At 40.4% G+C, this 10,493-nt stretch carries 5 protein-coding genes; all 5 read right to left on the reverse strand.

Translation table 11 applies throughout. The annotated features are described in order from the left end of the window. Positions 1-193 precede the first annotated feature (193 nt). On the reverse strand, positions 194-1,333 hold the full coding sequence (asd, locus tag H5072_RS04280; protein ID WP_182692811.1) for an aspartate-semialdehyde dehydrogenase: 1,140 nt from the start codon (positions 1,331-1,333) through the stop codon (positions 194-196). Between the two features lie 203 nt (positions 1,334-1,536). Beyond that, on the reverse strand, positions 1,537-4,233 hold the full coding sequence (locus H5072_RS04285; protein WP_182692812.1) for a TonB-dependent receptor domain-containing protein: 2,697 nt from the start codon (positions 4,231-4,233) through the stop codon (positions 1,537-1,539). Positions 4,234-4,297: 64 nt separating this feature from the next. After that, positions 4,298-8,386, reverse strand: coding sequence for a hypothetical protein (locus tag H5072_RS04290; protein ID WP_182692813.1), 4,089 nt, complete (start codon positions 8,384-8,386; stop codon positions 4,298-4,300). Between the two features lie 296 nt (positions 8,387-8,682). After that, positions 8,683-10,011: a lipopolysaccharide assembly protein LapB gene (locus H5072_RS04295; protein WP_182692814.1), complete on the reverse strand. Its 1,329-nt coding sequence runs from the start codon at positions 10,009-10,011 to the stop codon at positions 8,683-8,685. Between the two features lie 44 nt (positions 10,012-10,055). After that, positions 10,056-10,493, reverse strand: a 438-nt coding sequence (locus H5072_RS04300) for an energy transducer TonB (protein WP_182692815.1), incomplete at its 5' end; no start/stop codon positions are given.

Genomic DNA, 10,493 nt, shown 5'->3' on the forward strand with positions numbered 1-10,493 from the left:
CCAACCCCTTTTGTTAATACTGATTATATATTATACCAATTCGCTTAATTAAGTGATCTATTTTGAGGGAAGAAAATCGTGTCGATAACAAGGCAAAGATTTCGTTATTTAGTTGTTCTATATCAGAAATATTTAACGTAGTTAACGTCAGATTTAAACCCTCAAATTGATTAAGTATTATTGCGAATTCGTATTACTCACCATCAACAATTATGCGTAGCATACGACGAAGTGGCTCTGCCGCGCCCCATAAAAGCTGATCGCCAACTGTAAATGCGCTAATGTATTTTGATCCCATCGCTAATTTACGAATACGCCCAACAGGAATACTTAAAGTGCCCGTTACTTTAACCGGTGTTAAATCTGTGGCACTAATTTCACGCTCGTTTGGAATTACCTTAACCCACTCATTATGAGACGCTAAAATTTCTTCAATTTTTTCTACGCTAATATCTTCACGTAATTTAATGGTCATCGCTTGTGAATGACAACGCATAGCGCCAATACGTACACATAAACCATCAATAGGTACTGGTTGCTTAGAAGAGCCTAAAATTTTATTCGCTTCAACCTGTGCTTTCCACTCTTCTTTAGACTGACCGCTTGGCATAGGTACGTCAATCCACGGGATTAAACTGCCCGCTAATGGCACACCAAATTGATCTTGTGGTAAGTCTTTAGACGCCATTGTTTCACTGACTATTTTATCAATTTCTAAAATAGCAGAGCTTGGGTTATCTAATTGCTCAGCAACACTTGCATGAATAGCGCCCATTTGTGCAATAAGCTCTTTCATATTTCGTGCACCAGCACCAGAGGCTGCTTGGTAAGTCATTGGGCTTACCCATTCAATTAGGTCTTGCTCAAATAAACCGCCTAGTGCAAGTAGCATTAGCGATACTGTACAGTTACCGCCAACAAACGTTTTAACGCCTTGCTCTAAGCCTTGTTCAATAACATCTTTGTTTACGGGATCTAGCACTATTATGCTGTCCTCACTCATACGCAGTGCTGAAGCAGCATCAATCCAGTAACCATCCCAACCCGACTCGCGTAATTTTGGATATACCGCATTGGTGTAGTCACCGCCTTGGCAAGTAACAATAATATCCATTTTAGCAAGTTCGCTAATGTCACTTGCATCTAGCAATGGTTTTGCGTCGCCTGCTATATTAGGGCCTAGTTGACCCGCTTGTGAGGTGGTGAAAAAGGTGGTGTCGATATGGGCAAAATCACTTTGCTGCTGCATACGTTCTAATAACACAGAGCCAACCATGCCACGCCAACCAACTAATCCTACTTTTTTCATTGTTTGTTCCACTGTTTGATTCATAAAAGATGCCTTAATACATTAAAAATTAAATTCATTGCGTGAGATTTAATTTTCATTAACGTCAAAATAACACCACCAGCGCGCTAAAACTAGTGAATAAAGTAGAACTTAAATATTTTTCATAGTCATAAAAAAGCCCTGTATTAAATACAGGGCTAATAGGTAATTAGGTTTTATTATATCCCCCTTCCTTGGGTAGAAAATTAAAACTCGTAGCTAAAGCTTAAACTAAACTCAGTGCCTTCTTCTTGACGCCAAAGTGTTAAGTTTTCTTGTTCAATTTCTTTTTCTTGGCCAAGTATATTTTTAACTTTAAAATTAACTTTAGTATTAAAGTTAGGGAAGTAAGAATAAACTAAATCAAGAGAATGAAATGACTTTTCTTCTGCGTCTTCGTTACCACGCGTACCTGGTACGATTATGCGCGGCCCAAACACGTTATAAACAACTGAAGTAGAATGAAAACCATCAGCAGAGTCATAACCCATTTGTAAGTTTGCTACCCATTCAGAATGACCAACTAAACGACGTTTATTATTAGTAACAATGTTAGAAACAGAGTCAGCTTCAAGCGCCTCTTTTAGTTGTTGTTCAAATAATGAATCAACCCCATCAGCATCGTTTATGCCAAGCTCAACACTTGAATCCGATAGAGTAACGTTACCTGATAAAAATATGGCAGATAAATCATTATGAATAAAACTAAAGTCAGTTAAAAAGTCTACCTCAATACCTGTTAGTTCACCCGACTGCGCATTTGCTGTTAGTAATTGCGGAGCAGCTCCACCAACACCCGCTAACTCAACCATTTCAATTGGGTTTTCAATATCTTTATAAAACAAAGCAACTGATAGATTGTTTCCTGAAGGCATGTACCACTCAAACCTAAAGTCAGCATTTTTTAGCTTAGAGCTTTGAAGTGTAGGCGAGCCTCGCACTAAAAACTCTGTTAGTGGGTCAACATAATAAGTTGAGCTTACATCACGCATATCTGGGCGAATCGTCGTTTCACTTAAGTTTAAGCGAAACTGCATTTCTTCATCCATAATATAAGTAATTGCTAAAGAAGGAAAAAAGTTATCTTCTTTTATTGCAACTTCGCTCACTTCTTCAATTGTTCCATCAAAGAAATTAGTATGAGCCTGAAAAGGCACTGATATTTGAGAAAAGTCTTCCCAACGAATACCACCGGTTATACGCCATGTGTTTTCGTAGAAAAAGTCGGCCATAAAATAATAAGCGTCTAACTTATGTGCAGCGCTGTACTTATCACCATCTGCGGTACCATCATCAAAAATACCAGAGCCTGTAATACTTGTATAAAACTCACTATTAGCTAAATTTTCGTCAGAAAAAATTTGGTCTATGTTTGAGCCAAATGTATATTCATCTGTTATACCACGGTGCGTAATACCAAATTGAATATTACTTGCATCACGTTTTTTTTCAGAAAAATCGCCACCCACCTTAAGCTCTAACTCATAGCCATCACCATAAAACGGGATGCCCATATTCCAACCATACGTATCTACGTCATCATGCAAAGTTTGATAATCACGCGTTACGTTAGTAGCAGCAACATCTTGTAACTGCTCTGATTCAAATACACCATCATTTAAGTTAGTTTGAAAAACAACATCTAACGCACCTGGAGCATCCCTGTTGGCGCGGCTTGTACCTGCATACCAATCAAAAAATAAATTTTCTAATTCAGGAAAATTATGCGTCCCTTTGAGCTGCGTAGAGAACATTTCACGCTCTTCATACATAACGTCAACACGGCGTAACTCAGTAACACCTTCTTCTGACTCGTTAGCATCGAAAAAGTCACGATTACGCACTCTGTCACTCATATCATGCAGAGCTATATTCGTTAGTTCAAATTTATGGTTATTATTAAATTCATAACCTAAATTTAATGTGCCACTCCAACGAACGGTTTGTTCAGTAGATATGCCATCATAAGTTTGTGCAAAACATTTATCTTCGCAGCCCAAACTACCTAAATTTGTACCGCTTTGCTCTTTAACTACTTCCCATTCATTGTCATAGGAAACAGCTGCAAGAACGCCAAAAGTACCTACTTCAGACTCAAACCTATCACCTAGTGCTACTGAAAAATTCATGCCTGGATCAACGTCTTTCTCAGTAGGTCCAACTTGCCAATCTAGAGATTGTAAGAGCGCTTGACGCTGCTCAAGCGAAGTACTGCTGTCACCTTCAAGTCCTGCATCACTTTTAAGCGCTGTAGAAATTAATGAAGGTAAAGCACGTGTACCATCATCGCGCCCCATCCAATCATCATCACCACCACTGTAAAAATAACCGGTGTCACTGTTAGAGGTGTTATATGAAGTACCTAACTGTATTTTAAACAAAAAATCAGAAGGAATAGATTTGGTGCGTATATTTACATTACCACCACCAAAGTGCGCTGGCATATCAGGAGAAAACGATTTCTGCACACTTAAGCTTTCAATAATATCCGATGGAAATAAATCCAGTGGAACAACTGATCGAGTGGGATCTGGGCTTGGAACATACATGCTATTAAGTTGGGTACTTGAATAACGCTCACCCAAACCACGAACATAAATATATTTACCATCGACTAAGGTTAAACCAGTCACACGACGAAGCGCTGAAGCTGCATCGCCATCACCTGTGCGTGATATTTGATCAGCACCCATAATATCAGCAACAAATGCCTGATTTTGACGCTCTTGTAGTACTGCGCCTGCACTACCTTTTAGTCGCTGGCCAACAGCAACTACTTCTTCTATTTCTTGCTCTTCGGCTTCGGCTGCTATAGCTGTGTTTACTGATAGCCCCATAATTGCAGCCATAACTGCGCAATTTAGTTTACATAGAACAAGAGAAGAGGGTTTAAAAGATTTCATTTTTATACTCCGAAACAAAACAAGACATTAGCCGAGCTTTCGCTCGGCTATAATGTGGTTTGGATTAAAGACCTACCTTAACCCAACCTGCTGTCCAGTCTGTTTGTGCATCCATTGCACCAATGTAATCTACTGAATCAAAGTAACTATCTAGGCTTGAAGAATCAAAACCATTACCTAACAGTAATGACTCAGCCGAAGGCATATATCCGTTATCTGCTAAACCAAGGTCTGTGGCTGCTTGCACAGAGTTACCTGTTTGGCCTAAGAACCAAGACTCAACATTACCAGTACCAATTGCTTGCGTACCAAAGTTATTTGCCGTTTCACATGCAACAACTGAGTGAGTAACAGTTAATGTACCATCCTCTGCGCGAGGAGCTGAATCTGAACCTACACGTAAACAATTTGAATAATCTGCCCCACCTGTCACAACCACGTTTTTAAGCATACCCGCAGTGCCTGCACGTAGACGTATACCGTTAACCCCTACATTACCAATAATAGTAACATTAGAAATTGTAGGCATTGTGAGTGGTGTTGCACTTGAATCAAACTCAGAGTTATCCGCCTCAATTGCATTATCACCTGTTGATTCGGCTTGCTTGATAAGTACGTATTGCGCTTTACCCGTCCAACCAAATGACCAATCTAGTGAGTCATCACCAATATTAGTTAAAACAAGGTGACTGATGTTTGCAGTACCACCGAAAAATTCAACACCATCGTCCAGGTTTTCATGAACGTGAATGTAATCAAGCTCTGTTTGACTACCAACACCAGCAAGCGTAATGCCGTTTAACTCATCTCCGTTACCTAGCGTTTTACCTGCTTGTTTAACTGCCACGTATTTTAAAGTACCTGAGTTATCTTCTGGGTCATTACCACCAAATTGACCAGCATCACCTTCAGCAGACACACCACAGTTTGCAAGCTCATCAGCGGTAGCTTCGCCTTCTTGATCGCCACACGAGTTAGCCGGTGCATTACCTAAAAGCACTAAACCGCCCCATTGACCAATAGTCGTTTCGCCACCAGTAACATCTTCAATAGACGTCATAGTAATTGGCTGAGTTGCACTGCCCACGGCCTCTATTTTAGAACCACGGCGAACAACTAAAAAGTCATCACCCGACTCGCCAATAAGCGTAGTACCAAATTGAACATATAAAGTCGTTTCATCAGCGCGGTCATTACCTACGGCTGTACGGCCTTTTAGAATCCAATGTGCATCGTTAGTTAATGTTACGTCTGAAGTGAATACAACATCAGAAGTTAACTGATAAACTGGTTTGTCTGTGATTTCAGGAAAGCTCGCTGATACATCAGTAGCAAAACCCTGCTCTAAGGCGTTTTGAATATCATCAGGAAAACTTGGTGTTATAGCGACTGTCCAACCATCCATCCAGTTATTATCGCCATCAAACGCACCAATATAATTTGTTTTAGTAAAGAACGAATCAAGGTCTGACGAATCAACACCCGAACCTAATAATGGTGAGCTAGATTTAGGTGTAAAGCCATCGGTTGCTAAACTAAGGCCAGCAGCAGTCAGCGTTTGGTTACCTGTTTGGCCTTCAAACCAAGATTGAACGTTACCACCACCAATTGCTTCACTACCAAAGTTATTATCTTCACTACATGCCACTACTGAGTTTTCAATAGAAAGCTCACCAGATTCTGCATTTGCTACAGAGTCAGAACCCACACGCAAACAGTTTGAGTAACCTTCAGGCCCTGTAATTACTACATTACGAAGAACGCCGGCTGTACCTGCACGTAAACGAACACCGTTAGTACCATCAGCACCTACAATTGTTACGTTAGAAATTAGTGGCTTTGTTAAAGGTGTAGCATTTGAATCAAATTCTGAGTTATCCGCTTCAATAGCGTTATCACCACCAACAGCACTTTGTTGAATATAAATATTTTGCGCACGACCTGTCCAACCAAACGACCAATCAAATGCATCATCACCAATGTCAGTAAGTACTATGTTACGAACATTTACAGTACCACCAAAAAACTCAACGCCATCATCAAGGTTTTGATGAACTTGGATATATTCTACTTTTGTTGCAGAGCCTACACCCGCAAACGAAATACCATTAAGCTCATCACCGTTACCGAGAGTTTTACCTGCGTGCTTAACGACAATATAACGAAGTACACCTGAGTTATCATCGCTAATATCGCCACCAAACTGACCAGCGTCACCTTCAGCTGATACACCACAGTTAGCAAGTTCTTCAGCAGTCGTTTCGCCAGTTTGATCGCCACACGAGTTAGCAGGAGCATTACCTAAAAGTACTAAACCGCCCCATTGACCAATTGTTGTTTCAGCGCCTGTTACATCTTCAATAGATGTCATTGTAATAGGTGCAGTTGCATTACCATTTGCGTTAATTTGCGAACCACGACGAACAACTAAAAAGTCATCACCTGATTCACCAATTAATGTCGTGCCTGCTTGAACATAAAGTGTTGTAGCGTCTGCACGGTCATTACCTACTGCGGTACGGCCATTTAAAATCCAATGTGCGTCATTTGTAAGTGTTACATCCGCTGTAAACGTTGTATCTTCAGCTAAGCGATATACTGGCTTATCTGTAATTTCTGGAAATTCGCTAGAAACATCTGATGCTAAACCTTGTGATAGCGCATTATCAATATCAGTAGGGAAGCCACCATTAATACCAACAGTCCAACCTTCCATCCAATTAGTTGAGCCATCAAATGCACCAACTTGCGTATTTGCAATAAGCGGCGAGCCAGCAAGTGGTGTATAACCGTTGTCATCTAGCATTAAATCAGCTGGGGTAAGTGTTTGGTTAGCGTCTTGGCCTTCAAACCAAGATTGTACATCGCCACCGTTAATAACTTCGCTGCCAAAGTTATTCGCTGCAGTTTGACAAGCAACTATAGAGTTTGTAATCGTAAGTGTGCCATCCTCTGCACGAGGTACTGAATCAGAACCTACACGTAAGCAGTTTTCATAAGTAGCTGGGCCCGTTACAAATACATTTTTAAGAACCCCAGCAGTACCCGCACGTAAACGAATGCCGTTATTGCCCTCAGCACCCACAATTGTAACGTTTGAAATAGTAGGTAGTGTTAATGGTGTTGCACTTGAGTCAAATTCAGAGTTATCAGCTTCAATAGCGTTATCGCCTACGTTAGCCGCTTGCTGAATATAAACGTTTGTAGCTGAGCCCGTCCAACCAAAAGACCAATCTAGCGAATCGTCACCAATATTTGTAAGTACAACATTGCTTACATTAACTGTGCCACCAAAGAACTCAATACCATCATCAAGATTTTCATGTACTTGAATATAATCAACCGTAGTTGCAGAGCCAACACCGGCAAACGTAATACCATTTAACTCATCACCATTACCTAACGTTTTACCGGCTTGCTTAACAAGTACATACTTTAAAGTACCTGAATTATCATCACTGATATCGCCACCAAACTGACCTGCATCACCTTCAGCCGACACACCACAATTAGCAAGTTCATCAGCTGTTGCTTCACCTTCTTGGTCGCCGCAAGAATTTGCTGGCGCGTTACCTAATAATACTAAACCGCCCCACTGACCAATCGTTGTTTCTTGAGCTGTAACATCTTGAATTGAGGTCATTGTAATGGGCTGACTTACAGTCCCTACCGATTCAATTTGTGAACCGCGACGAACAACTAGGAAGTCATCTCCTGTTTCGCCAATAATCGTTGTACCTTGCTGAATATAAAGCTTGGTGTTATCTGCGCGATCATTACCAACCGCAGTACGGCCATTTAAGATCCAGTGTGCATCGTTTGTTAACGATACATCAGTAGTGAACACGGTATCTGCAGCTAAGCGATATACGGGCTTATCTGTAATAGATGTAAACTCACTAGAAACATCAGTTGCTAAACCTTGAGTTAGTGCATTATCAATATCAGTAGGAAAGCCAGTGGTAGCATTTTGTGAATCATCACGTGATGAGGTTTCACCACTTGTATCGTCACCGCCTTCAATAACGTTAGTTACTGTATCACCTTCATTAATAGTTGTGTCGCCTTCAGATACTACTAAGTCTCCACCACAACCAGCTAAAGATACTGCAGTTGCAATCAAACTTACTTTGAATAAGTCAGATAATTTCATTGTTCACTCCGTTAAAGTATTTAATTATTTTTTAGGTGCTCAAATAAACTCAAGTCACCATAAAACACTTAAATAATGCTTTAAGGTCACTTGAGTTTAGCTGCGGTTACAATACGGGAGACTTATGACAAAGTAGTTACAGTTTAATAACCATAAGATGACAAAAGTAACTTATTTAAAATCAAATAATTGGATGCTTTTAGAGACGATAAAAACCGCCCTGAGGCGGTTTTAGTATTGCGATTATGAACTGGTTTTACACGCGTTACTTGTTAATTAGTAAAGCGCTTTAAAATTTACAGTAAAGCTGTTCTAAGTGTTTCTGCATGCACTTTTTCGCGCTTTACATATTTGATCCACTGCTGTGCTAAACGCTGAGATTTTTTATGTTTTTCTGCCTGCTCAAACGCTAAAATTGATGCATCAAAATTTTGCATGTTGTACTGCGCCATACCCAGTGCAACAAATGCATTTGATTCAAAATCAAGGCCACCTTTATCAAGTGCTTTACGCGCTGCATCGGCGGCTTCTTCATATTGCTCTGTGTTAACAAATACTTCGGCTAAACGTTGATCGTATTTACCGTGCTCAGATAAATCAGCAGCTTTTGCAAAGTAGGTAATAGATTTTTCATCTTCTTTAGCTTGGATCATCGCCTCGGCAACAAAAGCGTAGTTTTTTGCTGTTTTTTCAGCAATATCTTTATCAATGGCATCGCTCATCACTTTTGCAGCTTTAAACGCTAAACCATTGTATAAATACACTTGCGCTAATTGGCGTAAATCAGATTTAGAGGTTAAAAATCCTTGCTGGTAAGCGGCTTCAATTACCGCCAACTGTTGTTTTTCCCTACCTGTTTCACCATACATACCCGATAACTGCACCCAATACTCAGGCTTATTATAAAGCTTTACCATGCGCTCAAGCACTTCAACAACTTTGTCAGTTTGATTAAGCGAGTAATACATTGCTCGCTGAAGTACTAACCAGTTTTCTTTAGGGATTTTGCCTTCGCTGTCGCTTAAAGCAATCACTTGAGATATGTACTCAAGCCCTTTTTTATAATCTTTTAACTGATAGTATGTTTGGGCTCTTAACAAGTAATAGCCTTCTGTTTTAGGCTGAGTGTTAATACTGTCCCAGTCATCTAAAAAAGAGATAACTTTAGTGTAATCACTATTAGCCATAGCCAGTTGAGCCAAGCTAAATGTAGTGCTTAAACGAAGTGACTCAGGAATGGCTTCCTCTGCTACCACTTTTTCAAACGAGGCAATCGCTTTTGGTAAGTCGTTTTCGTTGTAATAAATAAACCCGTAAAAGTTATGCATCATTGCCACTTCGTACGAGTTCATGCTTGCAGCTCGCTCTTGAATGCTATCAAGCGCTTCAAGTCCACCTTTAACATCACCATCGTCTGCAAGTTTTTGGGCACGAGCAAGCTGGCTATAAACCTTTTCACGTAGTGCTGGTACACGTTTCGTTTTTTGTTCTTGCTCTGCATATGCCGTAGCTACTTGTAGCCCTGGAATTAGGCTTAGAGCACTTGGTGTAACAATACTTGTACTGATCGCAGCGGTACAAAATAGTGTTAACTTTAAAAGTTTAGCTGTAGGTAGTAATTTCATAATCGCCTCGCATTTCTGTCCGTTTACTCGTGGTTAATTACTAATTAACCGCTAATTTGGAAAGATATTTTGTTCTGAACACCCGCAACTTCAACGGCTTCACCGTTTACTACGCGCGGTTTATATTTAAATTTAAGGGCTGCATCCATCGCAGCTCTATCAAAGAGTGACTCAGGCTCTGCTTTTACTACTTGTGGGTCGCGTACAGTGCCTTGTTTAGTTACTGTAAATTCAACAATAACGTAGCCTTCTATGCCACGTGATAACGCACGGCGCGGATAAACTGGGGCCACCTTTACAATCGGTAAGTATTCACCATCACTTGTTTCAAGTGCTAACCCGCCGGCTAAATTTACATCCGCATCTACATTGGCACCAAAGTCAAAGTTGTTAGCATTTGCTGTAGCATCACTATTTTGCATTTGCGGTGATTCCATTGGTGGTGGCGGCTCTTTTGGTGTTGGTGGCTTTTGTGGCTTACG

The organism is Pseudoalteromonas sp. SR45-5, assembly GCF_014163565.1.
In the GTDB taxonomy this organism is placed as follows: Bacteria; Pseudomonadota; Gammaproteobacteria; order Enterobacterales; family Alteromonadaceae; genus Pseudoalteromonas; species Pseudoalteromonas distincta.